Raw genomic sequence first — 26,913 nt, forward strand, 5'->3', positions numbered from 1 at the left:
TCGTGTGTGCGGGGGCGGGGTCCCGGGTGGTCCGGGGCTGTCGGGCGCGGTCGGGCCGCGGTCAAGCGGTGCCGAGCGCGGCGCGGCGCGCGGCGAGGAACGCCTTGTGCGGGTCGAGGTCCGGGTAGGACCACGGGGCGGGGGTGGCGTGGCTGCCGATCCGCTGGAACAGGGCGGCGGCCTCGGCGGGGCGGCCCTCGCAGAGTTTGGCGTGGGCGAGGAAGTTGAGGTCGACGCGGTTGCGGGGGTGGTCCTCGCGCTCCCACTCCAGCCACCAGTCGAAGGCGGAGCGCAGCACCTGGCGGGCCCGGCGGCCGGACCAGTGCTGGGCGGCGTTGCCGAAGGTGTGGCCGTGCGTGGCGGCGAGCACCCGGTAGCGCTCGGCGTGCGCGATGACGGGGAGCACGGCGAGCGGGGAGTCGGCCGGGGACTCCTCGGCGGCCCAGGCCGCGAAGTCGTAGACCTCGTGGAGGGGGTCGTGGCCGGCGGCGGGGGTGCGCTCGGCCAGCCTGGCGACCATCAGGTGGTGGGCGTGGTGGTGCTCGCGGTGCCGGGCCCGGACCTGGTCGAAGTGGCGGCTGAACTCCTCCTCGGTGCCGAAGGCGCGGGAGAGCAGGAGCAGGCCGAGCCAGGGGGTGGGGTCGGCGGGCAGCAGGGCGGCGGCCCGGCGGCATGCCTCCTCGGCGGCGGTCGGGCTGCCCTTGCGGCGCAGGGCGGTGAACACGGCGGCGCAGGCGAGGAGGGTGGCGGCGTCGGCGCTCTCCGGCTCGGCGAGCAGCCATTCCTGGGCCCAGGCGGTGGCCGCGGGGGTCTCGGCGAGCACGACGACGCGGTGGCCGCGGCGGTCCCAGTCGTCACCGGTGGCGACGAGCAGGGACCGGGCCTTGGACCAGCGGCCTTGGGTGAACTGGCTGCGGACGTCGACGAGTTCGGCGTCGCAGAGGGCGGGGTCGAAGAGCTGGGCGTCCCGCTTGCGGGCGCGGCCGAGGGGCGGCGGAGGCGGGGACATCCGCGGGTCTTCCCTCCAGGGCGCGGGCGGACGAGAGGCGTGGTGGTGCGGTGGCCGGAAAACGTGCAGGGTGCACATGGGTGGTCCGACCGGGGTGGTGGGCGGATCGTGCCGGTGAGCGAACCGGTGATCACTGACAGCAAAGCGGTACGCACAGCTCCGAGTCAAGGTCCAGTCCACTGCGTGGCGGGTTTCAACTGCTGCGACGGGGGGCCTGAGTTGGGGCGGTTGTGCCGATTCCGGACGGACTCCGCCCCACGTTAGGCTCGGGCCATGACGACCTGGGACGATCTCCCCCCATACCTGCTGGGCTTTCCCGGACCCCTGCGCGACCGGTTGGTCGCGGCCGTGCTGAGCGGGGCGAAGACCACGACGACGGGGTTGCTCGCGGCGTACGCGGCGGAGGGCGAGCCGCTGCCGGTGGCCGGGCAGCGGACGGCGTTGCTGGATTCGGCCGGGTGTCCGGTGGCCGTCCTGGAGGTGACGGACGTACGCGTCCTGCGGCTCGGGGAGGTGGACCTCGAGCACGCCTCGGCCGAGGGCGAGGGGTACGCGTCCGTGGCCGAATGGCGCTCCTCGCACGAGGACTTCTGGCACGGGGCGGAGCTGCGCGGACTGCTGGGCGACCCGGGGTTCACCGTGGACGACGACACCCGGGTCGTGGCGGAGCGGTTCCGGGTGGTCGAGCGGCGGGGGTGAGCGGGCCCGGTCCGCGCGGGACCCGGACCTGGCCTGCGCCGGACCGGACCGGCGGCCGGACCGGCCCTGCCCGGCCTCGGACCGGCCCGCCTCGGTCCTGCCCGCCTCGGGTCGGCCCGGCCTCGGGCCGACCCCGCCTCGGGCCGACCCCGCCTCGGGCCGGCCCCGCCTCCGGGTCAGCCGACCGCCTTCGCCGCGGCCCGGCCCGCCGCCCGCCCCGAGAAGAGGCAGCCGCCCAGGAAGGTGCCCTCCAGGGCGCGGTAGCCGTGCACCCCGCCGCCGCCGAAGCCGGCCGCCTCGCCCGCCGCGTAGACCCCGGGCAGCGGCTCGCCGTCCGCCGCCAGGACGCGCGAGGACAGGTCGGTCTCCAGGCCGCCCAGCGACTTGCGGGTGAGGATCGACAGCCGTACGGCGATCAGCGGCCCGGCGGCCGGATCCAGCACGCGGTGCGGCGCGGCCGTGCGGATCAGCTTGTCGCCGAGGTACCTGCGGGCCCCGTGGATGGCCGTGACCTGGAGGTCCTTGCTGAACGGGTTGGCGATCTCGCGGTCCCGGGCGGTGATCACGCGGCGCAGTTCCGCCTCGTCGATCAGGTCCTCCTTGGTCACGGCGTTCATCCCGCGCACCAGCGCGGACAGATCCCGCTCGACGACGAAGTCGGCGCCCTTGTCCATGAACGCCCGCACCGGCGCGGGGACCGCCTGCCGGGCGCGGTTGACGACGCCGCGCACCGACTTGCCGGTGAGGTCGGGGTTCTGCTCGGAGCCGGAGAGGGCGAACTCCTTGCCGATGATCCGCTGGTTGAGGACGAACCAGGTGTGGTCGTGGCCGGTCTTCATGATGTGGTCGAGGGTGCCGAGGGTGTCGAAGCCGGGGAAGAGCGGTACGGGCAGCCGCCGGCCCGTCGCGTCCAGCCAGAGCGAGGAGGGGCCGGGCAGGATGCGGATGCCGTGCCGGGACCAGATCGGGTCCCAGTTCCCGATGCCCTCCGTGTAGTGCCACATCCGGTCCTTGTTGATGTGGCTGGCGCCCGCCGCCTCGGCGATCCCGAGCATCAGGCCGTCGACGTGCGCGGGTACCCCGGACAGCATCCGCTCGGGCGGGGTCCCGAGCCGGGCGGGCCACTGCGCGCGGACCAGGTCGTGGTTGCCGCCGATGCCGCCGCTGGTCACGATCACGGCCTGGGCGCGCAGGGAGAACGCCCCGGTGCTCTCGCGGCTGCTGGCGCTGCCCCGTACGGCGTCGGAGGGCTCCAGGACCTCACCGGTCACGGTGTCGAGCGCGCCCGCGGTGCGGGACAGGCCCGTCACCCGGTGCCGGAACCGCAGTTGGACCAGGCCCCGGGCCACTCCGGCGCGGACCCGGCGCTCGAAGGGTTCCACCAGGCCGGGGCCGGTGCCCCAGGTGATGTGGAAGCGCGGGACCGAGTTGCCGTGCCCCTCGGCGTCGTAGCCGCCGCGCTCGGCCCAGCCCACGACCGGGAAGAACCGGACGCCCTGCGCGTGCAGCCAGGGCCGCTTCTCACCCGCGGCGAAGTCCACGTACGCCTCGGCCCAGCGGCGCGGCCAGCCGTCCTCGGCGCGGTCGAAGCCGGCGGTGCCGAGCCAGTCCTGGAGGGCGAGGTCGCGGCTGTCCTTGATCCGCATCCGGCGCTGTTCGGCCGAGTCCACGAGGAACAGCCCGCCGAAGGACCAGTGGGCCTGGCCGCCGATGGACTGCTCGGGCTCCTGGTCGAGCAGGATGACCTTGCGGCCCGCGTCGACGAGTTCGGCGGTGGCCGCGAGTCCGGCCAGCCCGGCCCCGATCACGATCACGTCTGCGTCGTACGTCATGCGCATACCCGTCCTCCGTCGGTGGTGGGGCAGATCCTTGGCTACGGAGCGGTAACCAGTCAACAGCGGTGGTTGGATGGGCCGGGTGAGTGCCGCTGAGGAAGTACTGGACGTGGTGGACCGGGACGACCGGGTCGTCGGGCAGGCGCCGCGGGGCGAGGTGTACGCGCGCGGCCTGATCCACCGCTGCGTGTTCGTGCAGGCCGTGGACGCGCGGGGGCGGATCTTCGTGCACCGGCGGACGGCCGGGAAGCTGGTGTTCCCCTCGCACTACGACATGTTCGTGGGCGGAGTGCTGGGCACCGGGGAGGACTACGCCCCGGCCGCGCTGCGGGAGGCCGAGGAGGAGCTCGGGGTGAGCGGGCTGCCGCAGCCGGCGCCGTTGTTCAAGTTCCTGTACGAGGGGCCGGGCGGGGCCTGGTGGTCGTACGTGCACGAGGTGCGGTGCGACCTGCCGGTGGATCCGCAGGCGTCGGAGGTGGACTGGCACACCTACCTCACGCCGGAGGAACTGGACCGGCGGGTCGCCGGCGGCGAGTGGCCCTGGGTGCCGGACGGGCTGGAGGCCTACCGGCGGCTGCGCGCGTTCCGCCGTAGATTGCCCCTGTGATCGACTTCGGCAAGGACGTCCGCCTCTGGTTCGCTCCGCAGGCCCTGCAGGACGAGGGGGAGACCCCCGACTACCGGTTCTCGCTGGCCAACGAGCGGACGTTCCTCGCGTGGATCCGGACCGCCCTGGCCCTGGTGGGCGGCGGTTTCGCCGTCGACCAGTTCCTGCCGGATCTGCGGTGGGGCGTGCGGGTCGGGATGGCCTTCGCGCTGCTGGCCGTCGGCGCCGCGTGCGCCCTGCGGGCGGTGAACCACTGGGCGCGGTGCGAGCGGGCGATGCGGCGGGGCGAGGACCTGCCGATGTCGCGCTTCCCGGTGGTGCTGAGCCTGGGGGTCGGGCTGGTCGCGGTGGCGATGATGGTGGTGGTGGCGCTGGGCTGGACGTCGGGGCGGTGAGCGCCGGCCGGGACGGTGAGGCGCGTGACGCGGGGCTGCAGCCCGAACGGACGCGGCTCGCGTGGCGGCGTACGACGCTGGCCTCCTCGGTGGTGGCGGTGCTCGCGCTGCGGCAGGCGGTGCGCGGGTCCGGCCGGCCGCTGGAGGTGGTCGGGGCGGCGGTGACCGCGCTGGTCTGGCTGGCGTTCCTGTGGCTCGCGCACCGGCGGATCCGGGCCCTGGCGTCCGGTCGGCCGCCGGGGCTGGCGCCGCGTGCGGCCCTGGGCGTGGTGGCGTGCACGCTGGCGCTGGCGGTGTTCGCGATGGCGGTGGTCGTCTGAGCGGCGGCGGTCGTCCGAACGGGCAGCGGTCGGATGATCAGCCTTTCCGGTCTCACCACGGACCCCCGCCCGACCGACACTTCCCTACAAGACGGGCGATTGCCGGCGATCCGCACTAGCCTCGAACCATGACCACCCAGCACCTGGAACACCCCACGCACGCGCACACCCACGGCCCCGACTGCGGGCACCGGGCCGTCCCGCACGGCGACCACGTCGACTACGCGCACGACGGCCACCTGCACCGGGAGCACGGGGGTCACTGGGACGAGTGCGAGAGGGACGGACACGCCCCGCACGACGGCCACACGCACGTGCACGGCTCGGACTGCGGGCACCCCGCGGTGCCGCACGGGGACCACGTGGACTACGTGCACGACGGACACCGGCACGCCGAGCACGACGGGCACTACGACGACCACTGAGGCACTCGGCCGCTGAGACCCCGGCCCACCTCGGCGCGGCGACGGCCGGCAGGATGCCGACCGTCCGTCACAGCGGCCCGGGGAGAGCGCAGATGACCGTCGACAAGCCGTACCTCGTCCAGCCGGCGCCCGGGGTGTACGCCTACGTCCAGCCGGACGGCGGCTGGTGCCTGAACAACGCCGGCTTCGTCACCGACGGCGGCCGGACCCTGCTCGTCGACACCGCCGCCACCGAGCGGCGGGCCCGGGCCCTGCGGGAGGCGGTCACCGCCACCGGGGCACCGCTCCCCCGCACGGTCGTGAACACCCACCACCACGGTGACCACACCTACGGCAACGGCGTGTTCGCGCCCGAGGCGCTGATCCTCGGACACGACAACGCGCGGGCCGAGCAGCTCGCCGCCGGGCACCAGCTCGAGATGATCTGGCCCGCGACCGACTTCGGCGCGGTGGAGATCACCGCGCCCGACGTCACCTACAGCGAGCGGATGACCCTGCACGTCGGCGGGACGGAGGTGCGGGTGCTCCACCCGGGCGTCGCGCACACCACCGGGGACTCGATCGTGTGGCTGCCCCGGCAGGGCGTCGTGTTCACCGGCGACCTGGTGTTCGCCGGGGGCACGCCGTTCCTGGCGATGGGCTCTCTCGCCGGCTCGCTGCGGGCCCTGGAGCTGCTGCGCTCCCTGGACGCGCGGACCGTCGTACCGGGGCACGGGCCGCTGACCGACGCGTCGGCCTACGACGCCACCGAGCGCTACCTCCGGTACGTGGCCGAACTGGCCCGGGAGGGGCGCGCGAAGGGGCTGACCCCGCTGGAGACGGCCCGCCGGGCCGATCTCGGCGGGTTCGCGGCCTGGCGGGAGAGCGAGCGGCTGGTGGCGAACCTGCACCGGGCCTACGCGGAACTGGCCGGCGAGCCCGAGGGCGCACCCCTGGACCTCCTGGCGGTGCTGGAGGACATGACGGCGATGAACGGCGGAACACCGATCCTCTGCCACGCCTGAGCGCGCGGAGGTGACCGCTCGCGCCGCGGGCCGGGACAGCGCTTCCGACCGCGCTCTGGACTACATACCGACTGGTCGGCATGATGGACTCGCAGTGACCCGACACCGTCGACCCCCGCACGGAGGTGCCCACCCATGACCCCAGCCCCGGACGGTCCGCGCGGCCTCGATCTGGAACGGCTGCGCGGCCATCTCGACGCCGCCCGGCCCGGCCTCGCGGCCGGTCCGCTCAGCGCCCGGCTGATCGAGGGGGGCCGGTCGAACCTCACCTACGAGGTCACCGACGGCTCCGGCCGCTGGGTGGTGCGCCGTCCCCCGCTCGGCCACGTCCTGGACACGGCGCACGACATGCGGCGCGAGCACCGGGTCATCGCCGCCCTGCACGGGACGGCCGTGCCGGTGCCGGAGCCGGTGCTGCTGTGCGAGGACGAGACCGTGCTGGGAGCGCCGTTCTACGTCATGGAGTACGTGGAGGGCGTGCCCTACCGCACGGCGGACGAACTCGCCGCGATCGGCCCCGAGCGCACCCGGCGGGCGGTGCTCGGCCTGGTCGACACCCTGGTCGACCTGCACGCGGTGGACCCCGCGGCCGTGGGCCTCGGCGACTTCGGCCGCCCCGACGGCTTCCTGGACCGCCAGCTCCGCCGCTGGGGCAAGCAGCTCGCGGCCTCCCGGGGGCGGGAGCTCGCCGGGATCGACGAACTGCACGGCGCGCTCGGCCGGATGCTGCCCGCATCCCCCGCGCCGACCGTGGTCCACGGGGACTTCCGCCTGGACAACGTACTGATCGGCGGTCCGGACGACCGGATCCGGGCGGTGCTGGACTGGGAGATGTCCACGCTGGGAGATCCGCTCACGGACCTCGGGCTGCTCGTGATGTACAGCTCCGACCTGGGCCTGACCGACTCCCCGGTCAGCACCACCAGCGCGGCACCGGGCCACCCGGTCCCCGCCGAACTGGTCGAACGGTACGCGGCCCGCTCCGGCCGGGACACCGGGGAGATCGCCTGGTACACGGCGTTCGCCTGGTTCAAGCTCGCGGTGATCCTCGAGGGGATCCACTACCGCTACACGCTCGGCCAGACCGTCGGCGCGGGCTTCGACCGGATCGGTGAGCTGGTCCCGGTCTTCATCGAGCACGGTCTGACCACCCTCCACGAACTCCAGGAAGGCTGAGGCACACACCCGATGGACTTCGCATTCGACGCCCGGACCGAGGAACTCCGCAACCGACTGCTCGCGTTCATGGAGGACTACGTCCACCCGGCGGAAGCCCTCGCCGCCGAGCAGCGCGCACGGCTGGCCTCGCCCTGGGACACCCCGGCCGTCTTCGGTGAACTGAAGGCCGAGGCGCGCCGCCAGGGACTGTGGAACCTCTTCCTGCCGGATCCCGAGCACGGCGCGGGACTGACCAACCTCCAGTACGCCCCGCTCGCCGAGATCACCGGGCGCAGCCCCCACCTGGCCCCGACGGCGACCAACTGCGCCGCCCCGGACACCGGGAACATGGAGCTGCTCGCGCAGTTCGGCACCGAGGAGCACAAGAAGCAGTGGCTCGCGCCCCTGCTGGCCGGGGAGATCCGCTCGGCGTTCGCGATGACCGAGCCGGAGGTGGCGTCCTCGGACGCGACCAACATCGAGACGCGGATCGAGCGCGCGGGTGACGAATACCTGATCACCGGACGCAAGTGGTACATCTCGGGCGCGATGAACCCGGACTGCAAGGTCTTCATCGTGATGGGCAAGACCGACCCGCGGGGCCCCGATCCGCGCCGCCAGCAGTCGATGGTCCTGGTGCCGCGCGACACGCCGGGGGTCGAGGTCCGCCGGGCCATGACGGTGTACGGGTACGAGGACCACTCCCACGGCGGGCACGCCGAGGTGGTCTTCGACGGGGCACGGGTCCCGGCGGCGAACCTGATCGGCGAGGAGGGCGGCGGCTTCGCCATCGCCCAGGCACGGCTCGGGCCGGGCCGCATCCACCACTGCATGCGGCTGATCGGCATGGCGGAGCGGGCCATCGAGCTGATGTGCCGGCGCGCCGTGGACCGTACCGCCTTCGGCAAGCCGCTGGCCGCGCAGGGGGTCGTGCAGAACTGGATCGCGGACGCCCGGGTGACGGTGGAGCAACTGCGGCTGCTGGTGCTGAAGACGGCCTGGCTGATGGACACGGTCGGGAACCGGGGCGCGCACACCGAGATCCAGGCCATCAAGATCGCGACTCCGCGGGCGGTCGTCGGGATCCTCGACGACGCGGTGCAGTTGTACGGGGCGGGCGGGGTCAGCCAGGACTACCCGCTCGCGGAACTGTGGGCGGCGGCGCGGACCCTCCGGCTGGCCGACGGCCCGGACGAGGTCCACCAGCGCTCGCTGGCCCGGCGCGAGCTGAAGCGCTACATGTAGCGGACGGCCGGGCCGATCGGCCGGGGCGAACGGCCGGGCCGACGGAGCAGCCGGCGGGGGCGCCGCGCCCTGCGCCCTCGCCCCACCCCGGCCCGCGCGGGCGCCGTGCCGGCCCGGGAGATCCGGGGCCGCCCGCTTCTCCCGCCGGGCCGAGCTCAGGGGCGCAGCGCGCGCAGCAGCAGGTCGGCCAGGTGATCGGCGACCTGCTGCGGCGTGAGCGGCCCGTCCGCGCGGTACCACGTCGACAGGTGGTGCACGGACCCGAAGTGGTAGTCCACCACGAGGTCGGCGGGGGTGGCGGTGGAGAAGACGCCGGTGCGCTGCCCCTCCTCCACCAGCGCCCGGAAGCGCTCGTGGTAGCGCCGGCGCTCCGCCCGCACCTGCCCGAGCTTCTCCGGGCTGAGTTGGTGCATCGAGCGGAAGAAGATCATCGCGTCGTCGAGGTTCTCGATGGTGGTCACCACCACGTCCGCGGCGGCCGACCGCAGCCGGTCCTCGACCGGAGCGTCGGAATCGGCCACGGCGTCGAGCCGCTGCTGCTGGCGGCGCAGCATCCGCGCGTACACCTCGTGCAGCAGGTCGTCCTTGGACCCGAAGTAGTGGTAGAGGGCGCCCTTGGTGACCCCGGCCGCCTCGACGATCTCCTGTACGGAGGTGCGGTCGTAGCCGCGTTCGGCGAAGAGCCGGGTGGCGACGGCCAGCAGCCGCTGCGGTACCGGGGCCTCGTGCGTGCCTTCGGGTTCCGTGGTCCTGGCAGCCATGGCGCCGACCTTCCCTTCCCATTCAGCTGTACGGCCGTCCGACTGTTTTCAGCCGCGGTCGCGCAGTTCCCGTCGAAGGATCTTGCCACTGGTGGTCTTCGGCAGCACAGGCAGGATCTCCACGTGGCGGGGGTACTTGTAGGCGGCGATGCGCTCGGCGCAGTAGGCGGACAGCTCGGCCGGCTCCACGCGGGCGCCGGGGCGGAGGCTGACGTAGGCCTTCACGCTCTCCCCGCGGTAGGGGTCCGGAACGCCGACCACGGCCGCCTCGCGGACCGCGGGATGGGTGTAGAGCACGTCCTCGACCTCGCGCGGCCACACCTTGAAGCCGGAGGCGTTGATCATGTCCTTCTTGCGGTCGACGACGTAGAGCCAGCCCTCGGCGTCCATGAACCCGACGTCGCCGGTGCGCAGTTCGCCTCCCGGGAACGCCGTGGCGGTGTCCTCGGGCAGTCCCCAGTAGCCGGGCACGACCTGCGGGCCGCGGACGGCTATCTCGCCGGTCTCGCCCAAGGGCACCTCGGCGCCGCGCTCGTCGAGGATCCGCACGACGGTGTCGGCGCCGGGGAGCCCTACGGACAGCGTGCCGGAGGCCGGGTCGACGGGGGCTTCGAGGTGGGCGGGGACGCTGGCGCAGGGTGCGGTGCACTCGGTGAGGCCGTAGCCGTTGCGCAGGTAGAAGCCGAGGGTGTCGCGCAGCCGCTCGACGAGCGCGGGCGGCAGCGGGGCCCCGCCCGAGGAGATCACCCGGAACGAGGCGAAGTGGTCCGGGGTCGCCTCCGGGCGGGCGGCGAGGGCCATGAAGGCGGTGGCGGGGCCGACGGTGTAGGCGGGGCGGTGCTCCAGGAAGGCGTCGAGGACGACTCCGGCGTCGAAGCGGTGGGCGAGGACGAGGGTGCCGGCGTTGACGAAGCAGGCGGCGAGTTCGCAGACCATGCCGGTGATGTGGAAGAGCGGCGCGAGCGCGAAGTAGGCGGCGCCCTCGGGTATCGGTTGGCCGGTGACCTGGCGGACGGCGTTGTAGGTGAGCGCGCCGTGCGGGTTCATGGCGCCCTTGGGGGTGCCGCTGGTGCCTGAGGTGTAGCTGATGAGGGCGGTGTCGGCGGCGGTGAGGTGCGGGTCGGCCGGGGCGGGCTGTCCACCGCGGGCCGCGGCGAGCAGGTCGCGCACGTGGAGGGCGGCGGCGCCGTCCGGCGGCGGGGCGGCCTGAACCGGCGGGGTGGCCGTGCCCGGCCCGTGGGCGGCGGGCCCCGGCGGGGTGGCGGCGTCTGGTCCGTGGGCGGCGGGCCCCGGGGGCGGGGTGGCGGCGTCCGGCAGGTCGGGCGTTGCCGTCGCGGGGCCGAGGACGCGCGGGTCGTCGCGCGTCTGGAAGTCCCGGTCGGAGGCGGTCAGCACGGTCCGCACGGCCGTGTCCCCGGCGGCCTCGCGCAGGTACGCCGCCCACGCCCGGTCGCCGCAGACCAGCGCGGCGGCCCCCGAGTCGCGCAGGATGTGCCCGACTTCGCCCGCCTTGTACATGGGGTTCAGCGGGACCACCACGGCCCCGGCCTTCCAGGCCGCGAGGACGGCCAGGACGAAGTGCGGGGTGTTCTGCAGCATGACGGCGACCCGGTCCCCGCGGCGGATGCCCCGCTCCGCGAGGTGGCCGGCGATCGCGTCGGAGAGCGCGTCCACCTCGGCGTAGCCGGTGCGGCCGTCGAAGTAGGCGAGCGCGGTCCGTTCGGGGACCCTGGCCGCGGCCGCGCGGAAGGCGTGCAGGACGGTCGGTGGCGGGTCGACGGGCGCCCGCTGGGCCGCGCTGAGCAGACCGAGCCACGGCTGGGCGGCGTACGGCGAGGTCACGGGTTCTCCCACGTGCGCTGGAGGCGGTTCATGCCGCGCAGCCAGCGGTCCGGATCGGCGGCCCGGGCGGCGTGGAAGTCGGCGACCTCGGGGTGCGGGAGGATCAAGAACCGGCCCTTCTCCATGCCCTCGAACAATGCGTCGGCGACCGCTTCGGGCTCGATGGCGCCCGGCGCGAGGACGAGCTCACCCGCCGATCCCGCGGCCGTCAGCATGTCGGTGCGCACCCCCTGCGGGCAGATCGCGTGGACCTGGACCCCTCGGTGGCGGTAGGTCAGAGAGAGCCATTCCGCGAAGGCGAGCGCACCGTGCTTGGTGACACTGTACGGCGCCGCCCCGATCATGGTCAGCAGTCCGGCGGCGGAGACGGTGGACACGAAGCGGCCGCTCCCCCGCTCCAGCCAGTCCGGAAGGAGCAGCCGGGCCGCGCGGACGTGGGCCATGACGTTGGTGTCCCAGGCCGCCTCCCACACGGTCTCCTCGGCGAAGGCGTCGCCGCCGGAGGCCAGTCCGGCGTTGGCGCAGTAGACGTCGATGCCGCCGCCGAGGGCCTCCCGCGCGTCCGCCACGATGGCCGACGCGTCACCGGGGACGGAGAGCGCGCGGGCGCCGATCGCGGCCGCCACCGCCGCCGCTTTGGCCGCGTCGAGGTCGTTGACGACGACCCTGGCGCCCTCGGCGGCGAAGCGGTGGGCGAGGGCCGCGCCGATCCCGCCCCCCGCGCCGGTGACGACGACTCGCTGGTCCTGGTAGGCGTACGCGCTCACGGGAATCACCCTTCGGGCGGGGAAGCAGGCTGCGGATCGCCGACAGACTAACCAGTCGGTATGTCGGGGCGGAAGGGGGTCGCGGCCTAGCGTGGCCGGATGAATCTCTCGCGACGCGGGGTGCTGGGACTGGCGGGGGCCATGGGGACGGCGGGGGCGGTGTCGGCCGCGGGGGTGGCCGGCGCCGCGGGGACGCCGGGCGCTGCGGGGACGCCCGGAAGCGCGGCGGCGGCCGCGGGCGCGGCTCGGGCGGCGGCCGGGGCGGCCGCCGCGCGGGCCGGGCGGGTGCGGACCGGTTTCGAGTGCCTCGCCGCGGATGGCTACGCCCTGCTCGCCGGGCAGAGGGTCGGGGTGGTCACCAACCCCACCGGGATCACCGCCGACGCCCGCCACCTGGTCGACGTACTGCACGCGGACGAGAGGGTCGACCTGGTCGCGGTGTTCGGGCCGGAGCACGGGTTCCGGGGAACGGCGCAGGCCGGCGGCTCCGAGGGGGCCTCCCGGGATCCGGCGACCGGCCTGCCCGTGTACGACACGTACGCCGCGAGCGGGCAGCGGCTCGCGGACGTGTTCACGGCGGCCGGGATCGACACCGTCGTCTTCGACATCCAGGACGTCGGGGCGCGTTTCTACACCTATATCTGGACGCTCTACGACTGCATGCGCGCGGCCGCCCTGGCCGGCAAGGCGGTGGTCGTCCTGGACCGGCCCAACCCGGTGGGTGGCCGGCGCGCGGCGGGCCCGGTGCTGCAGGCCCCGTACGCCAGCTTCGTGGGCCGCGAGCCGATCGCACTCGCGCACGGCATGACGGCGGCCGAGCTGGCCCTGCTCTTCAACGGCGCGTTCCTCTCCCGGCTGCCGGAAGGACCGGCCAGGCTGCGGACGGTGGCGATGACGGGGTGGCGGCGGGAGTCCTTCTTCGGGGAGACCGGCCTGCCCTGGATCCCGCCCAGCCCGAACATGCCCACCCCGGACACGGCCCTCGCCTACGCCGGCACCTGCCTGTTCGAGGGCACGAACCTGTCCGAGGGGCGCGGTACGACGACCCCCTTCGAGGTCCTGGGCGCGGAGGGCCTGGACCGGCGGTGGGCGGAGGCGGCCAACGCACTGGAGCTGCCCGGGGTGTGGTTCCGGGAGGTCTACTTCACGCCGTCGTTCTCCAAGCACGCGGGGAAGGTGTGCGGCGGGGTGCGGCTGCTCGTGCACGACCGCGAGGGTTTTGATCCGGTCCGGGCGGGCATCGGCCTGCTGGTCACGGCACGGCGGTCATGGAGCGGCTTCGCCTGGCGCACGGACCACTGGATCGACAGGCTGACGGGCTCGGATCGGGTGCGGAAGCTGGTGGACGCGGGCGCCGGGGTGGAGGAGATCGCCGGCGACTGGGCGGCGGGGCTGGCCCGGTTCGCGGCCGTGCGCGAGGAGTACCTGCTCTACCGGTGATCCGGCGCCGGTCGGAGGTCTGGCCGGGCGGGCGGGGCGGCAGGATGCTTGGACCACCGGACGGGCGGCGTGGAGGGGACGGGGCATGACGGCAAGCGGAGCGGGGACCGGGGCCGGGAGCGCGCGCGGAATCGGGATCGAGCCGTACGCGGAGCTGACCTTCGACTCCGAAGGGGACGTGGACCGGAATTCGCTCGCGGCGGTGGCCCGGATCGAGGCCACCGACCTGCTGGTCTTCGCGCACGGCTGGAACAGCGACCGCTCCACGGCCACCCGGCTCTACGACCGGTTCTTCGCCCCGTTCCCGGGACTGGTGGGGCCGGAGGTACGGCTGGGATACGTGGGCGTCGTATGGCCTTCGATGCGCTTCTCCGATGAGCCGATACCGGACTTCGAGGTGCACGGCGCGCTCACGCAGCCCGGTTTCGGCGCGGCGCTGGACGCGGCGACCCGGCGGGCGCTCGGGGACTTCTGGCCGGGGCGGGAGGCGGAGTTGGACCGGGTGGCCGAACTGCTGGAGGAGCGGCCCGAGGCGGAGGCGGCGTTCATCGAGTTCGGAGCGCTCATACGGGAGCTCGCCGGTGTGGACGTGGTCGACGTGATCGACGGGGCGGACATGGTCGACGTGACGGACACCTCGCCCGCCTCGACCACCGCCGACCCGGCGAGCCCGGATACCGCCGTGTCGACCGCGCCCTCGGCAGCGCCCGTACCGGCCGTTTTCGCGGAGGACGTCCTGGAGGTCTGCCGGACGCTGACCGAGGCGCTGGCCGACGCGGGCGCGCCGGTCGGCGGCGTCGGATCCGGGGGCGACGTCGGTGCGGACGCCCGGAGCGCCGCGCTCGGGGGCGGCGGGCTGCGGCCGCTGTGGAGCGGGGCGAAGGAGCTGCTGCGGCAGGCCGCCTACTACCGGATGAAGAAGCGGGCGGGCGTGGTCGGCGAGCGCGGCCTCGGCCCGGTGCTGGCGGAACTGGCACGCCGGCGCCCTGCCTTGCGGATCCATCTGATCGGCCACAGCTTCGGCGCGCGGCTGGTGTCCTTCTCACTGCGTGCCGTGCCGGACGGCGCCCGCTCCGTCCGCTCCCTGACCCTGCTTCAGGGGGCGTTCTCCCACTACGCGTTCTCGGACCGGCTGCCGCACGACCGGCACCGGGGCGGCGCGCTGGCCGGTCTCCACGGCAGGGTCGACGGACCGGTGGTGGCCTGCCATTCCCCGCACGACACCTCCCTGCGCGTGTTCTACCCGCTGGCCTCCCGGATGGCGGGCGATTCGGCCGGAGTGCTGGGGCTCGACGAACGCTGGGGCGCGATCGGGCACGACGGGGTGCAGGCCGTGCCGGGCGCGCCCCGAACCACCCTGGAGGCGGCCCTGCGCCAGGGAGTGCCCGCGAGCGGCTGCGTCAGTGTGGACGCGGGTTCGGTGGTGCGGCGCGGCGGCGCTCCCGCGGGGGCGCACAGCGACATCTGCCATGAGGAACTGGCCCGGCTGGTGGTGGTCGCGGGGCGCATGGGGCGGTGAGTTCCGGCCATGTGCCACCCGCACGCCTCGACCGCCCCCGCATGCGCCCGGCACCAGCAGGGCATGTTGGGCACATCGGTGGAGGTGGAGGTGAAGGTGTGATGGCGGGTTTCCGAAGTCTGGCCTACCAGGTGCGTGACGCGCGGAACGACCGGGCCTTGCGGCGCCACTCCCTGCGCCGCTGCCTCGAACGGTTCGCTCCGTACGGGCACCGCGCCACGTGGTGGCACCTGTGCGACCGGCACGGGATCGCCCCCGAGGACCGCGGCGCCGACCCCCTGCGGCTGGTGGCGGCGCTGGAAGAGCTGGAGGAGGCGCGGGCCGTCTGGCTGGAGTACGAGCGGCAGTTCGCGGAGCGGCGCCGGCGGGAGAAGCACGACGGGCTGCGCCGGCCGGAGTGGGCGTGGGGCGGGAGCGGGGACGCGGTGGTGCGGTGCGCGGATCCGGGGGTGCGGCCTGAGGGCGCCCTGGGCGAGGTGCTGCGCCGGCTGGTGAAGGCGCTGGAATCGGAGCCGGGGACGGCGTGCCCGGTCTGCGGCGAGGAGGAGTTGCGCTGGCCGGCGGTGCCCTCGGTCGGCGCCTGGCAGCAGGCGTGGGCGTGGGACGGCCCGGTCTGCGGGGGCTGCGGGATCGTGGTGCCCAGACCGGCCCTGGCGGACATCCCGACGGCGGGGGCCGCGTGAGACCTTCGGCGGTGCGGCGGGAATCCGCGGCGGTGCGGCGGGAATCCGCGGCAGCGGCGCCGGGGGTGTCGCTGAACGGTTCCCGGAGCGCCGGCGACGGGGCGGCCGTCCCGATGTCGCCCGAGGATCTCGCGGAGGCGGCGGTGGCCGCGGTCGCGGCGGGGGCCGGGGAGGTCCTGGTGAGCCCGCGGACTCCGTGCGGGCGCCGGAGCCTGTCGCCGCGGGTGGTGGGGCCGGTGCTGGAGGCGCTGCGGGGCGCGGGGGTGTCCGTACCGCTGTCCGTGCCGGTGAGCGGGGAGGGCGAGCCCGGTGCGGCGGGCCGGTTGACGCGGATCCGGTCCTGGACGGTGCTGCCCGACCGGGCGGAGGTCGACTTCGCGGAGTCGGGGGCGGCGGAGGTGGCTCAGGCGCTGCTGGAGCGCGGCATCGCGGTGGACGCGGCGGTTCCGTCGGGCGGGCCGGCCGGACCCGGACCGATGGCGCGGTTCCTCGCCTGGCCGGTGCGCGCGCCGGAGCGGGTACGGCTGGTGGTGGAGCTCGCCGCGGCCGATGCCTCGCTGCTGGCCGGCTTGCGCGGGCTGCCGCCGGTGGCGGTGGTGCTGTACGGGCGGGAGGCGGCGGCCTGGCCGGTGCTCCGGGTGGCGGCGCGGTGCGGCATGGGGACGCGGACCGGTGCGGGCGAGGTGCTGCACCTGCCGGACGGGCGGCCGGCACGGTCGAACGCCGAACTGGTGGCCGCGGCCCGGGCGGAGCTGGCGCGGTACGCGCCGGTCACAGCCGCGAGCCGGTGATCCGCTCGCCGAAGACGTCGTCCGGATTGGACAGCGCGCAGGTGCGCAGGGAAAGGCAGCCGCAGCCGATGCAGTCCGTCAGGTGGTCGCGCAGCCGGGCGAGTTGGCTGATCCGCTGGTCGAGCTCGGCGCGCCAGGCCTCGGAGAGGCGGGCCCAGTCCTCGCGGGTGGGGGTGCGCTCCTCGGGGAGCTCGGCCAGGGCGTCGCGGATGCTGGCCAGCGGGATGCCCACGCGCTGGGCGGCGCGCACGAAGGCCACCCGGCGCAGCGCGTCGCGGGTGTAGCGGCGCTGGTTGCCGGCTGTGCGGCGGCTGCTGATCAGGCCCTTGGCCTCGTAGAAGTGGAGCGCTGAGACGGCGGCCCCGCTGCGGGCGGACAGCTGGCCGACCGTGAGTTCGTGGACTTTCTCGGGAATCTGCGGCACGCGGTCGAGGGTAGTCGGCGGTCCGCCGCCATCCGCAGGACGGTCCACCGGCATCCGCAGGACGGTCCGCCGGCATCCGCAGGACGGTCCATGGGCCTCTGAGGGCCGGTCCATCGACAACCCCAGGCAGTCCGTTGACATACCCATACCGTCCCAGCATGCTGAGCAAGCGCTTGTTCGCCCCGGCGCATCCGTGAGTGAGAGGCAGGAGCAGGGCATGGCCGAGCCGAGGATCTTCACGTCCGCCGAGGAGCTGCGCGCCGGGACGGGCGAACCGCTCGGGCCCAGCGGGTGGCTGGAGGTTGACCAGAAGCGGATCGACCTGTTCGCGGACGCCACGGGCGACCACCAGTGGATCCACGTGGACCCGGAGCGGGCCGCGTCCGGACCCTTCGGCTCCACGATCGCGCACGGCTACCTGACCCTCTCCCTGCTACCGAGCCTGGTGCCGCAGATCATGCGGGTCGAGGGCATGAAGATGGGCATCAACTACGGGGCGAACAAGGTCCGCTTCCCGGCGCCGGTGCCCGTCGGCTCACGGCTGCGCGCGACCGCCGTGATCACCGAGGTGACGGAGGCCGGGGGCGGCGTACAGGTCGCGGCGACGGTCACGGTGGAGCGGGAGGGCGGCGACAAGCCGGTGTGCGTGGCGGAGTCGGTGTCGCGCTACTACTTCTGACTCACGCTGTCGGGCGCGCGCCCACCATGCGGAGCACGAGGTCGGCGTAGAGCGCGCCGACCTCGTCGGGAGTGCGCGGCCCGGACGCGCTGAACCAGCGGGCCACGTCGATGCAGAGCGAGAGCACGGCGAGGGTGGTCCCGGGCACGTCCGGAACGGCGAACTCCCCCGCCTCGACGCCGTCGGCGAGGATGCGGCGTACGGCGGCGTCGCTCTGCCGGCGCAGTGCCACGATGTCGGAGCGGTGCTCCGGAGCGAGGGCGTCGAGCTCGTACTGGACCACGCGCGCCGTGGTGTGGTGTGCGGCGTGCCAGCGCACGAAGGAGCGGACGGCGGCGGCGAGCCGCTCGGCGGCGCTGCCTGGGCCGTCGGCGGCGGTGGTGAGGATCTCCAGCGCCTTGTCGTGGCCGATCCGGCTGATCCGGTGGAGCAGCTCTTCCTTGGTCTTGTAGTGGATGTAGAGCGCTGCCGGGCTCATCCCGGCGCGGCCCGCGATGTCACGGGTGGTGGTCGCGTGGTATCCGCGCTCCGCGAAGGCCTCGACGGCCGCGATGAGCAGCCGCCGCGCCGCGTCGGGGGTGACCTCGGACCACGGCTGGTAGCCGCCGGCCGTCTCCGCCGCGCTGTCCATCGCTCACTCACCCTCTTCGCCGTATGGGAAGTGACACCTTACCGGAGGGTGAGCAAGCGCTTAGCGCGTCCGCGCGACGCGGCCGCGGTCAGAAGGCGGAGACCCCCGTACGCGCGCGGCCGATGAGCAGCTTCTGGATCTGGCTGGTGCCCTCGTAGAGGGTCATCACGCGGGCGTCGCGCAGCAGCTTGCCGGCCGGATACTCGTCGATGTACCCGTAACCGCCGTGCACCTGGAGGGCGTTACTCGCGGCGCGGACGGCGGCCTCGGAGGCGAAGAGCTTCGCGGTGGAGGCTTCGGTGGCGAAGGGCCGCCCGCGGTCGATGAGGTCCGCGACCCGCCAGGTCAGCAGCCGGGCGGCGTCCACGTCGACCGAGATGTCGGCGATCAGCTCCTGGACCAGCTGGTGGTGGGCGATCGGCTTGCCGAACTGCTCGCGCACACCGGCGTAGGCGACGGCCGCGTCCAGGGCCGCCTGGGCGATCCCCACGCAGCCGGCGGCGACCGACATCCGCCCCTTGGCCAGCGCGGACATGGCGACCGAGAAGCCCTTGCCCTCGGGGCCGAGCAGGGCGGAGGCGGGCACCCGGACCCCGTCGAGGGCGAGCTCGGCGGTGGCCTGGCCACGCAGCCCGAGCTTGCCGTGAATCTCGCGCCGGGTGAGGCCGGGTGCGTCGGCGGGGACGAGGAAGGCGGAGATCCCGCGGTGTCCGGGTTCGTCGCCGGTGCGGGCGAACAGCAGCACCACGTCGGCCCAGGTGCCGTTGGTGATGAACATCTTGCTGCCGCTGAGGACGTAGGCGTCCCCTTCACGCACGGCTCGGGTGGTGAGGTTCGCGGCGTCCGAACCGGTTCCGGGCTCGGTCAGGCCGAAGCAGCCGAGCGCGTCCCCCGAGCACAGCCGGGGCAGCCAGGTGCGCTTCTGCTCCTCCGTGCCCCAACCGGCGATGGTCTTGGCGACCAGGCCGAGGGAGACGGAGACGATGCCGCGCACGGCGGAGTCGCCGCGGCCGAGTTCCTCGGTGACGAGCGCGTACGCGAGGTGGTCACCGCCGGAGCCGCCGTACTCCTCGGGGACCGTCAGGCCGAGGAAGCCCAGTGCGCCGAGCTTCTTCACGATGCCCCGGTCCACGCTCTCGGCGCGGTCCCACGCGGCGGCGTGCGGGGCCACCTCGCGCTCGGTGAACTCGCGGGCGAGCCGTCGTACGGCGCTCTGCTCCTCGCTCAGCTCCAGGTTCACCGGGGACCTCCGGGCGGCTCGTCCGGGCTTTAACTAGCACCGGTAGTTTATGGCGGGCAGGCCCTACTATGTGGCGCATGGCCAGACCGCGCAAGCCCCTTCTCAGCAGAGCCCGCATCGTCGAGGCGGCGGGTGAGCTCGTGGACGCGGAGGGGCTGGAGGCCGTGTCGACGCGGCGGTTGGCGGCCGCGCTCGGGGTCAGCGGGCCCTCCCTGTACAACCACTTCCGCACGAAGGACGAGATCCTGGACGCGGTGGCCGACGCGGTGAGCGCACGGGTCGACTTGTCGATGTTCGAGACGGGCCGCCTGGACTGGCGGGACGCCCTGCACGCCTGGGCCCACTCCTACCGCGACGCTCTGTCGGACCACCCGAACATCGTCCCGGTGCTGGCGCGGGGGCCGGGGCGCCGCCCGGCGGGCCTGCGGCTGGCGGACGCGGTCTTCGGTGCGATGACGGCGGCCGGCTGGCCCCCGGCTCAGGCGACGCGGATCGGGGCGCTGATGCGCTACTTCATCCTCGGTTCGGCGATGGCCTCGTTCGCCCGGGGCTTCGTGGACGACGAGGCCGCCTACGATCCGGCTGACTACCCCCACCTGGGCCAGGCCCACCTGCTGGCCGAGCACCAGCGCGAGGTGGACGAGGGCGCCTTCGAAACCGGCCTGGCGGCCCTGCTGGACGGCTTGGCCCTCCAGTACCAAGCCCTGCACGAGAGTGCATGAGGGGCGCACCCCCCGGAGCCGGACGGCGCATAGCGGGGCGGCGCGGAGCCGGACGGCGCGGAGCGGGGCGGCGCGGAGCCGGACGGCGCGGAGCCGGACGGCGCGGGTGGCCGTTCCTGTGTGTGCTCTGCCAGCAGCCCGCGCCGTCCCCGGTCCGCCGCCGGGGGCTAGAAGACGACGAGTGAGCGGCCGCCCTTGCCCGCCACCATGGCGTCGAAGGCCGCCGGGATGCCGTCGAGGGTGATGCGGTCGGTGACGAGCGATCCCAGATCGAGGCGGCCCCGGCGGACGTGCTCGGCGATGACCGGAAGGTCGCGGGCCGGGTCGCTGTTGCCGTAGACGCAGCCGCTGAGGGTGCGGGCGAAGTGGAAGATCTCCAGCGCGTGGAAGGTGACCTGCTGGTCCTTCCCGCCGATCCCGACCACCGTGGTCCGGCCGCCCCGGCGGGTCGACTCCCAGGCGGTGCGGATGGTCTGGGCCCGGCCGACGCACTCGACGGCCACATCCGCGCCCTGGCCGCCGGTCAGGGCGCGGATCTGCTTGGCGGTGGTGTCGGAGGCGAGCACGAAATCCGTGGCTCCCGCCGCACGCGCCAGCTCTTCCTTGGCCGGGGAGACGTCGACGGCCACGACGGGGCCCGCCTGCGCGATGCGGGCGGCCTGCAGCGCGGCCAGGCCGACGCCGCCGACGCCGAACACGGCCACCGACTCGCCCGGGCGGACCTGTGCACTGTGGTGGACGGCGCCGTAACCGGTCAGGACGGCGCAGCCGAGCAGCGCGGCTTCGGCCAACGGAATCCCGGCGGGCGCGGGCAGCACGCAGTTGGCCGCGACGACGGTCTCCTCGGCGAACGCGGCCACGTTCAGCCCCGGGTGCAGCTCGACGCCCTGCGCGTCGTGCGCGTGGACCGCCCCCACGCCCGCGAGGGCCTGCGCGCAGAGCCAGACCTCGCCCAGGGAGCAGTGGTGGCACTGCCCGCAGGACGGAGCCCAGTTGAGCACCACCCCGTCCCCGGGGGCCACATGGGTCACGCCCTCCCCGACCGCGAGGACCGTACCGGCGCCCTCGTGGCCGAGGACGGCGGGGACGGGCACGCGCATGGTGCCGTTGGTGAGGGAGAGGTCGGAGTGGCAGACCCCGGCTGCGGTGAGCCGGACCCGGACCTGCCCGGGCCCGGGGTCGGGCAGGACGATCTCCCGTATCTCGAGCGGGGCTCCGACGGCGGGCAGGATGGCGGCGCGGACCATGGTCGTCTTCTCCGGATCAGGGCGGGGCGGGCGCGACAGGGAGGGCGGGGCGGGGCGCAACGGGCCGGAAGCGGTCGGGACGGTTCAGAACTGCAGGGATTTGGTCTGCAGGTACTCGGTCAGACCGTGCGGGCCCAGTTCGCGGCCGACACCCGACTGCTTGTAGCCGCCGAAGGGCGCGAGCACGTTGAAGCGACCGCCGTTGATGTCCACCTGTCCGGTGTCCATGCGGCGGGCGAAGGCCGCGGCCGTCTCCGCGTCCGCGGCCCACACCGCGCCGCCCAGGCCGTAGACCGTGCCGTTCGCTATGCGCAGGGCGTCCTCCTCGTCCTCGTAGGCCAGGATCGACAGCACGGGGCCGAAGATCTCCTCCTGGGCGATGGTCATGTCGGGGGTGACGTCGGCGAACACGGTGGGCGCGACGAAGTAACCCCGCTCGTGGGGTGCGTCGGTGCCGCCGGCGACGAGGCGGGCGCCTTCCTCGATGCCCTTGGCGATGTAGCCGCGGACGCGCTCGTGCTGCTTGGCATTGATCACCGGGCCCAGGCGGGTGGCCGGGTCGGTGGGGTCGCCGGTGGGGTACGTGGCGACGGCGGCGGCCGCGAGGGAGACGGCCTCCTCGTACTGGTCCCGGTGGACGAGCATGCGGGTGAGGGCGTTGCAGCTCTGGCCGGTGTTGTTCATGACGTGACCCACGCCGGCGGCGACGGCCTTGGCCAGATCGGCCCCGGGCAGGATGACGTTGGCCGACTTGCCGCCCAGCTCGAGGGCGACCCGCTTGACGGCGGCGCCGGCGGTGGCGCCGATCTGCTTGCCGACAGCGGTCGAGCCGGTGAAGGAGACGAGGTCGACTCCCTCGTGCTCGGCCAGGGCCTGCCCGGCGACGGGGCCGGTTCCGGTCACCAGGTTGAATACTCCGGCCGGGATGCCCGCCTCGTGCACGGCTTCGGCGAAGAGCTGTGCGGTCAGCGGGGTGTCCTCGGCCGGCTTGAGGACGAGGGTGCAGCCGGCGGCGAGAGCGGGCGCCACCTTGGCAACGACTTGGTGCAGGGGATAGTTCCAGGGGGTGATGGCGCCGACCACACCGACCGGTTCGAGCAGCACGGTCGAGTTCCCCAGCCGCTCCTCGAAGGCGTAGGAGGCCGCCAGCTCGGCGTACGAGGAGGCCACCGCGAGCGGCGCCCCGACGTGGACCATCTCCGCGAAGCCGAGCGGGGAGCCGAGCTCGGCGGTGACGGTCTCGGCGATCTCGCCCTTGCGGGCGGCCAGCACGTCGCGGAGGGCGCCGATCAGCGCGGCCCGCTCGGCCGGAGGCGTGGCCGCCCAGCCCGGGAAAGCCGCGCGGGCCGCCCGTACGGCGGCGTCCACGTCCTCCGCGGTGCCGGCCGGAACCGTGGCGATGACCGTTTCGTCGGCCGGGTTGACGACCTCGATGCGGTCGCTTCCGACGGCGGGCCGCCACGCGCCGCCGATGTACATCCCGTCGTGGGCCTTCATCGCAATTCCTCCCGAGCACGCACGAGCGCGTAGACCTGACCTCGCCAACACCCTACAAACTAGCGCCGGTAGTTTTCTGTGCGCCAGGGGTGTCCGGGATCAGATGATGCCGAAAAGCATCCCCGCCGCCAGGACCACCAGGGAGGTCAGGGCCGCCCATTTCACGGTGAAGCGGGTGTGGTCGCCGAACTCCACCTTCGCCATGCCGACCAGGACGTAGACGGCCGGAACCAGCGGGCTCGACATGTGCAGCGCCTGCCCCACCAGGGAGGCCCGGGCGATCTCGAGCGGGGACACCCCGTGGGCGGCGCCCGCTTCGGCGAGGACGGGCAGGACGCCGAAGTAGAAGCCGTCGTTCGACATGAAGTAGGTGAGCGGCAGGCTCAGCAGGCCGGTGACCAGCGCCATGTGCGGGCCCATGCCCTCGGGGATGGCACCGACGAGCCAGTCGGCCATGTGCTTGACCATGCCGGTGCCGGAGAGGACGCCGGTGAAGACGGCGGCGGCGAAGACCATGCCGGCGACGTTCAGGACGTTCTCGGCGTGGGCGGCGATCCGCGCCCTCTGGTCGGGCATGTGCGGGAAGTTGACGGTGAGGGCGAGCGCGGCGCCGAGCAGGAACAGCACCGGGATGGGGAGCAACTCCATGATCATCGCGGTGAGCAGGGCGACGGTGAGGCCGGCGTTGAACCAGTACAGGTGCGGACGCAGGGTGGCGCGGTGCGGGTCGAGGCCCTGGAACCCCTCCCCCGCGGCCTCGGCCGCGCCGCCGTCGGCCGGAGGCGCCGGTTCCAGGTCGCGGGCCTCGGTCGACGCCGTACCGCCGGGGCCCGTCGGACCGGCCGGGCCCTCGCCGGAGCCGGTCCCGCCGGCGGCGACCAGCGCGGGGACGGCCTTCGGTGCACCCTCGCCGGGGCCGACGGGAGCGGAGGAAGAGGTGGTGGCGACCAGGGAGGGGGCGGCCCGGTCGGCGGCGGCTTCGCCGTCGGGCATGACCAGCAGGCCGACCCGGCGGCGCTCCTTCACCCCGAGGACGTAGGCCAGGAGGAACACGAAGACCAGACCGGCGGCGAGGGCCGGGATCATGGGGACGAAGACGTCGGCGGCGTCGAGCTTGAGGGCGGTCGCGGCGCGGGCCGTGGGGCCGCCCCAGGGCAGGGTGTTCATGACGCCGTTGGCGGTCGCCGCGACACCGGTCATGACCACCAGACTCAGGCCGAGCCGCTTGTACAGCGGGTACATCGCCGAGACGGTGATCATGAAGGTGGTCGATCCGTCGCCGTCGAGCGAGACGATCGCCGCCAGGACGGCGGTACCGACGACCACCCGCATCGGGTCGGCCTTGCAGAAGCGCAGGATGCCGCGCACGATCGGGTCGAAGAGGCCGACGTCGATCATCACGCCGAAGTAGACGATGGCGAACATCAGCATGGCGGCGGTCGGAGCCAGTTTGCCGACGCCTTCGATGACGTAGTCGCCGAGGTGGGCGCCCTTTCCTGCGAACACGCAGAAGAGCGCGGGGATGAGGACGAGCGCCGCGATGGGCGACATTTTCTTCAGCATGATCAAGGCCAGGAAGGTCGCGATCATGCCGAAGCCGAGGATGGTCAGCATGGTGGGAACGTAGGTGCCCCCGCCTTGCGCCAACAAGACGTCAACGCGTGAGCAATACGAGCAAAACCCCAGCTCAGGACAGGGGTGCCAGAGCGACGGGGAAGCCGTTGAGCACGGCCGTGCCCGAGAGCGGGTCGAGCCGGCTGCCGTCGAGCAGCTGGTTGACGTTGACCCCGGGCGCGGCGGCGGCCACCGCGAGCCGGGTCCCGGCCCGGTCATGGCCCCAGCCGTGCGGGAGGCTCACCACTCCGGGGCGCACGGTGTCCGTGATCTCCACGGGAACGTCCAGGCTGCCGCCTTCGGCGGTGATCCTGGCCCGGCCTCCGTCGGTGAGCCCCAGCCGCTCGGCGTCCCCCGGGTGGACCTGGAGGGTGCACCGGTTGGAACCTCCCATGAGGGCCGGGACGTTGTGCAACCAGCTGTTGTTGGACCGCAGATGGCGGCGGCCCACGAGCACCAGGCCGGCGGGGCGGTCGGCGAGCGCCGTACGCAGCCTGGGGAGCTCGGCCGCGATCGGGTCCGGGAGCAGCTCGATCCTGCCGCTGCGCGTCTTCAGCACGCCCGGAAGCCGGGGCCCCAGCGGCCCCAGGTCGATCCCGTGGGGGTGCGCGAGCAGCTTCTCCAGACTGAGGCCGTGCGCGGAGGCGTGGACAGGCAGAACGTCCGGGTCCGGGCCGGTAAAGTCGGCGGCGACGCCGAACCGGTCTCCGTACGGCCCGAGCCTGAGCATCAGGTCGAGCCGTCGCTCGGCGCCGCTGTCGCCCGTGAGCAGGGCTGCGAGGCGTGCCGGATCCTGCCCGTGCAGCGGGGAGTGCGCGGCGGCCGTCTCCCTGGCCAGGGCCGACTGGATGGCCGGCTCGTCGACGCCCGCCGGGTCCACGACTCCGTGCATCCCCGAGACGGCCAGGATCAGCCGGGCGTGGATCTCGCATTCGTCCATCCGCCCGTCCTCCAGCGGGACGGCGGCGGGCGAGTAGCGGACCTGGTTGCGTACGGCGAACCCGTTGAACGCGAAGTCGAAGTGCGCGCTCTGCGAGGGCGGCGGCGGGGGCAGCACGACATGGGCGTGGCGCGAGGTCTCGTTCAGGTAGGGGTCGACGGACACCATGAAGTCGAGCCCGGCCAGCGCCCGATCGAGCCGGTCGCCGTCGGGGGCGGACAGGACGGGGTTGGCGGCGATGGCGAGCAGGACCCGGATCCGCCCGTCCCCCGGCGTCTCGATCTCCTCGGCCAGCGCGGCGGTGGGCAGTTCGCCCTTGGCTTCGGGGTGACCGCTGACGCGGCTCGCCCAGCGGCCGAGTTCGAATCCCCTGCCGGGACCGGCGGGCCTCGGCGCCGGGCCCGTCGCGGAGAGCGGGAACAGGGCTCCGCCCGGCCGGTCGAGGTTGCCGGTGAGGACGTTCAGTACGTCGACCAGCCAGCTGGCGAGCGTGCCGAACTCGACGGTGCAGCTGCCGATCCGTGCGTAGACGGCAGCGGTGGGCGCGGCCGCGAGGTCCCGGGCGAGGGTGCGGATCTCGGCGGCCGTGAGGTCGCAGGCGGGTGCTACGGCCTCAGGGGTGAAACTCCCGAGCGCGGCCGCGAGTTCCCCGATCCCCTCGGTGTGTTCCTCCAGCGCGCCGGGAGCGGCGAGCTTCTCCTCGATCAGCGTGTGCGCGAGTGCGGCGAGCAGCAGCGCGTCGGTGCCGGGGCGGGGTGCCAGGTGGCGGTCGGCGAGCCCGGCCGTGCGGGTCCTGCGCGGGTCGACGACCACGAGGGTGCCGCCGCGGGCGCGCAGGGCCTTGAGCCGGCCGGGGAAGTCGGGGGCGGTGCACAGCGATCCGTTGGACTCGACCGGGTTGGCGCCGATGAGCAGCAGGAAGTCGGTGCGGTCGAGGTCGGGGACGGGGATGGCGAAGGGGTCCCCGAACAGCAGACCGCTGGAGACGTGCTTGGGCATCTGGTCGAGCGTGCTGGCGGTGAAGAGGTTGCGGGTCCCGAGGACCTTGAGGAGGAGGGGCGGGTAGAGGGCGCCGGCCATGGTGTGGACGTTCGGATTGCCGAGGACGACGCCGACCGACGGGGCGCCGTGGTCCCGCACGAGCGCCGGCACGGCGGCGGCGATGGCGTCGAAGGCCTCGTCCCAGGTGGCCTCCTGGAGCCGTCCGTCGCGCCGGACGAGCGGGGTGCGCAGCCGGTCGGGGTCGGAATCGAGCGCTCCGAAGGCGGCGCCCTTCGGACAGATGAAGCCACGGCTGAAGACGTCCTCGCGGTCACCGCGGGCGCCGGTGACGGCGGTTCCGGCGATGGTCAGGGTGAGTCCGCAGGTGGCTTCACACAGGGGGCAGATGCGCAGGGCGGTGCGGGGCATGGGCCCTCC

At 74.0% G+C, this 26,913-nt stretch carries 26 protein-coding genes; 14 read left to right on the forward strand and 12 right to left on the reverse strand.

The features are described 5' to 3' along the window. Window positions 1-61 precede the first annotated feature (61 nt). The gene (locus AC07FY_RS25950) at window positions 62-1,009 is read right to left on the reverse strand and encodes a hypothetical protein (protein ID WP_479010455.1); all 948 of its coding nucleotides are present in this window, start codon (window positions 1,007-1,009) and stop codon (window positions 62-64) included. 273 nt (window positions 1,010-1,282) lie between these two features. Here AC07FY_RS25950 and AC07FY_RS25955 point away from each other — a divergent pair, with 273 nt between their 5' ends. Continuing rightward, window positions 1,283-1,708 carry an ASCH domain-containing protein gene (locus AC07FY_RS25955; protein ID WP_479010458.1) on the forward strand — a complete coding sequence of 142 codons (426 nt, stop codon included), beginning with the start codon at window positions 1,283-1,285 and terminating at the stop codon, window positions 1,706-1,708. Between the two features lie 176 nt (window positions 1,709-1,884). Here AC07FY_RS25955 and AC07FY_RS25960 read toward each other — a convergent pair whose 3' ends face one another. Then, the gene (locus AC07FY_RS25960; RefSeq protein WP_479010461.1) at window positions 1,885-3,540 is read right to left on the reverse strand and encodes an FAD-binding dehydrogenase; all 1,656 of its coding nucleotides are present in this window, start codon (window positions 3,538-3,540) and stop codon (window positions 1,885-1,887) included. Between the two features lie 76 nt (window positions 3,541-3,616). On the opposite strand from AC07FY_RS25960, the gene AC07FY_RS25965 reads away from it, so the two are divergent. From AC07FY_RS25965 to AC07FY_RS25995, 7 genes are all read left to right on the forward strand, one after another. After that, entirely contained in the window at window positions 3,617-4,150 is a 534-nt protein-coding gene (locus AC07FY_RS25965; RefSeq protein WP_479010463.1) for an NUDIX domain-containing protein, read from the forward strand. Beyond that, window positions 4,147-4,545, forward strand: coding sequence for a YidH family protein (locus AC07FY_RS25970; RefSeq protein WP_479010466.1), 399 nt, complete (start codon window positions 4,147-4,149; stop codon window positions 4,543-4,545). The genes AC07FY_RS25965 and AC07FY_RS25970 overlap by 4 nt, the downstream gene beginning before the upstream one ends. Then, on the forward strand, window positions 4,542-4,865 hold the full coding sequence (locus AC07FY_RS25975; protein WP_479010469.1) for a DUF202 domain-containing protein: 324 nt from the start codon (window positions 4,542-4,544) through the stop codon (window positions 4,863-4,865). The genes AC07FY_RS25970 and AC07FY_RS25975 overlap by 4 nt, the downstream gene beginning before the upstream one ends. A gap of 128 nt (window positions 4,866-4,993) precedes the next feature. Next, on the forward strand, window positions 4,994-5,290 hold the full coding sequence (locus AC07FY_RS25980; protein WP_479010472.1) for a hypothetical protein: 297 nt from the start codon (window positions 4,994-4,996) through the stop codon (window positions 5,288-5,290). 92 nt (window positions 5,291-5,382) lie between these two features. Continuing rightward, entirely contained in the window at window positions 5,383-6,294 is a 912-nt protein-coding gene (locus AC07FY_RS25985; protein WP_479010475.1) for an MBL fold metallo-hydrolase, read from the forward strand. A gap of 135 nt (window positions 6,295-6,429) precedes the next feature. Beyond that, window positions 6,430-7,470, forward strand: a complete 1,041-nt coding sequence (locus AC07FY_RS25990) for a phosphotransferase family protein (RefSeq protein WP_479010478.1) — start codon at window positions 6,430-6,432, stop codon at window positions 7,468-7,470. Window positions 7,471-7,482: 12 nt separating this feature from the next. Continuing rightward, window positions 7,483-8,697: an acyl-CoA dehydrogenase family protein gene (locus AC07FY_RS25995; protein ID WP_479010481.1), complete on the forward strand. Its 1,215-nt coding sequence runs from the start codon at window positions 7,483-7,485 to the stop codon at window positions 8,695-8,697. Between the two features lie 155 nt (window positions 8,698-8,852). Here AC07FY_RS25995 and AC07FY_RS26000 read toward each other — a convergent pair whose 3' ends face one another. Genes AC07FY_RS26000 through AC07FY_RS26010 form a run of 3 tightly spaced genes read right to left on the reverse strand, consistent with a single transcriptional unit; the run spans window position 8,853 to window position 12,067 of the window. After that, the gene (locus AC07FY_RS26000; RefSeq protein WP_479010484.1) at window positions 8,853-9,458 is read right to left on the reverse strand and encodes a TetR/AcrR family transcriptional regulator; all 606 of its coding nucleotides are present in this window, start codon (window positions 9,456-9,458) and stop codon (window positions 8,853-8,855) included. Window positions 9,459-9,506: 48 nt separating this feature from the next. After that, a complete protein-coding gene (locus AC07FY_RS26005) occupies window positions 9,507-11,300 on the reverse strand; it encodes a class I adenylate-forming enzyme family protein (RefSeq protein ID WP_479010487.1) in 1,794 nt (597 codons plus the stop codon). Continuing rightward, window positions 11,297-12,067, reverse strand: coding sequence for an SDR family NAD(P)-dependent oxidoreductase (locus AC07FY_RS26010; protein WP_479010490.1), 771 nt, complete (start codon window positions 12,065-12,067; stop codon window positions 11,297-11,299). Before AC07FY_RS26010 ends, AC07FY_RS26005 begins: the two co-directional genes overlap by 4 nt. A gap of 99 nt (window positions 12,068-12,166) precedes the next feature. Between AC07FY_RS26010 and AC07FY_RS26015 the strand changes: the two genes are divergently transcribed. The 4 genes from AC07FY_RS26015 to AC07FY_RS26030 all read left to right on the forward strand — a co-directional run bounded on the left by AC07FY_RS26015 (window position 12,167) and on the right by AC07FY_RS26030 (window position 16,500). Further along, a complete protein-coding gene (locus AC07FY_RS26015) occupies window positions 12,167-13,507 on the forward strand; it encodes an exo-beta-N-acetylmuramidase NamZ family protein (protein ID WP_479010493.1) in 1,341 nt (446 codons plus the stop codon). An 85-nt stretch (window positions 13,508-13,592) separates the two neighbouring features. Continuing rightward, on the forward strand, window positions 13,593-15,026 hold the full coding sequence (locus AC07FY_RS26020) for a serine-threonine protein kinase (RefSeq protein ID WP_479010496.1): 1,434 nt from the start codon (window positions 13,593-13,595) through the stop codon (window positions 15,024-15,026). 101 nt (window positions 15,027-15,127) lie between these two features. Then, on the forward strand, window positions 15,128-15,709 hold the full coding sequence (locus AC07FY_RS26025; RefSeq protein WP_479010498.1) for a hypothetical protein: 582 nt from the start codon (window positions 15,128-15,130) through the stop codon (window positions 15,707-15,709). A 113-nt stretch (window positions 15,710-15,822) separates the two neighbouring features. Next, window positions 15,823-16,500 carry a 3-keto-5-aminohexanoate cleavage protein gene (locus AC07FY_RS26030; protein WP_479010501.1) on the forward strand — a complete coding sequence of 226 codons (678 nt, stop codon included), beginning with the start codon at window positions 15,823-15,825 and terminating at the stop codon, window positions 16,498-16,500. Here AC07FY_RS26030 and soxR read toward each other — a convergent pair. Further along, the gene (gene soxR, locus AC07FY_RS26035) at window positions 16,481-16,924 is read right to left on the reverse strand and encodes a redox-sensitive transcriptional activator SoxR (RefSeq protein WP_479010504.1); all 444 of its coding nucleotides are present in this window, start codon (window positions 16,922-16,924) and stop codon (window positions 16,481-16,483) included. The genes AC07FY_RS26030 and soxR overlap by 20 nt on opposite strands. Window positions 16,925-17,141: 217 nt before the next feature. Between soxR and AC07FY_RS26040 the strand changes: the two genes are divergently transcribed. Further along, window positions 17,142-17,603, forward strand: coding sequence for a MaoC family dehydratase (locus AC07FY_RS26040; RefSeq protein WP_479010506.1), 462 nt, complete (start codon window positions 17,142-17,144; stop codon window positions 17,601-17,603). A gap of 1 nt (window position 17,604) precedes the next feature. On the opposite strand, the gene AC07FY_RS26045 is transcribed toward AC07FY_RS26040, so the two are convergent. Then, a complete protein-coding gene (locus AC07FY_RS26045) occupies window positions 17,605-18,234 on the reverse strand; it encodes a TetR/AcrR family transcriptional regulator (protein ID WP_479010509.1) in 630 nt (209 codons plus the stop codon). A gap of 88 nt (window positions 18,235-18,322) precedes the next feature. Continuing rightward, window positions 18,323-19,474, reverse strand: a complete 1,152-nt coding sequence (locus AC07FY_RS26050; RefSeq protein ID WP_479010512.1) for an acyl-CoA dehydrogenase family protein — start codon at window positions 19,472-19,474, stop codon at window positions 18,323-18,325. 77 nt (window positions 19,475-19,551) lie between these two features. Here AC07FY_RS26050 and AC07FY_RS26055 point away from each other — a divergent pair, with 77 nt between their 5' ends. Further along, window positions 19,552-20,196: a TetR/AcrR family transcriptional regulator gene (locus tag AC07FY_RS26055; RefSeq protein WP_479010515.1), complete on the forward strand. Its 645-nt coding sequence runs from the start codon at window positions 19,552-19,554 to the stop codon at window positions 20,194-20,196. Window positions 20,197-20,363: 167 nt separating this feature from the next. Here the strand turns inward: AC07FY_RS26055 and AC07FY_RS26060 are convergent, their stop codons facing one another. The 4 genes from AC07FY_RS26060 to AC07FY_RS26075 form a co-directional block, all read right to left on the reverse strand. Next, the gene (locus AC07FY_RS26060) at window positions 20,364-21,443 is read right to left on the reverse strand and encodes a Zn-dependent alcohol dehydrogenase (protein ID WP_479010518.1); all 1,080 of its coding nucleotides are present in this window, start codon (window positions 21,441-21,443) and stop codon (window positions 20,364-20,366) included. An 84-nt stretch (window positions 21,444-21,527) separates the two neighbouring features. Then, window positions 21,528-22,940 carry an aldehyde dehydrogenase family protein gene (locus AC07FY_RS26065; RefSeq protein WP_479010520.1) on the reverse strand — a complete coding sequence of 471 codons (1,413 nt, stop codon included), beginning with the start codon at window positions 22,938-22,940 and terminating at the stop codon, window positions 21,528-21,530. Between the two features lie 99 nt (window positions 22,941-23,039). After that, entirely contained in the window at window positions 23,040-24,554 is a 1,515-nt protein-coding gene (locus AC07FY_RS26070; RefSeq protein ID WP_479010523.1) for a CitMHS family transporter, read from the reverse strand. Window positions 24,555-24,627: 73 nt separating this feature from the next. Continuing rightward, window positions 24,628-26,904, reverse strand: coding sequence for a molybdopterin oxidoreductase family protein (locus AC07FY_RS26075; protein ID WP_479010526.1), 2,277 nt, complete (start codon window positions 26,902-26,904; stop codon window positions 24,628-24,630). Window positions 26,905-26,913 lie beyond the last annotated feature (9 nt).

The organism is Streptomyces sp. NPDC045967 (assembly GCF_056430495.1).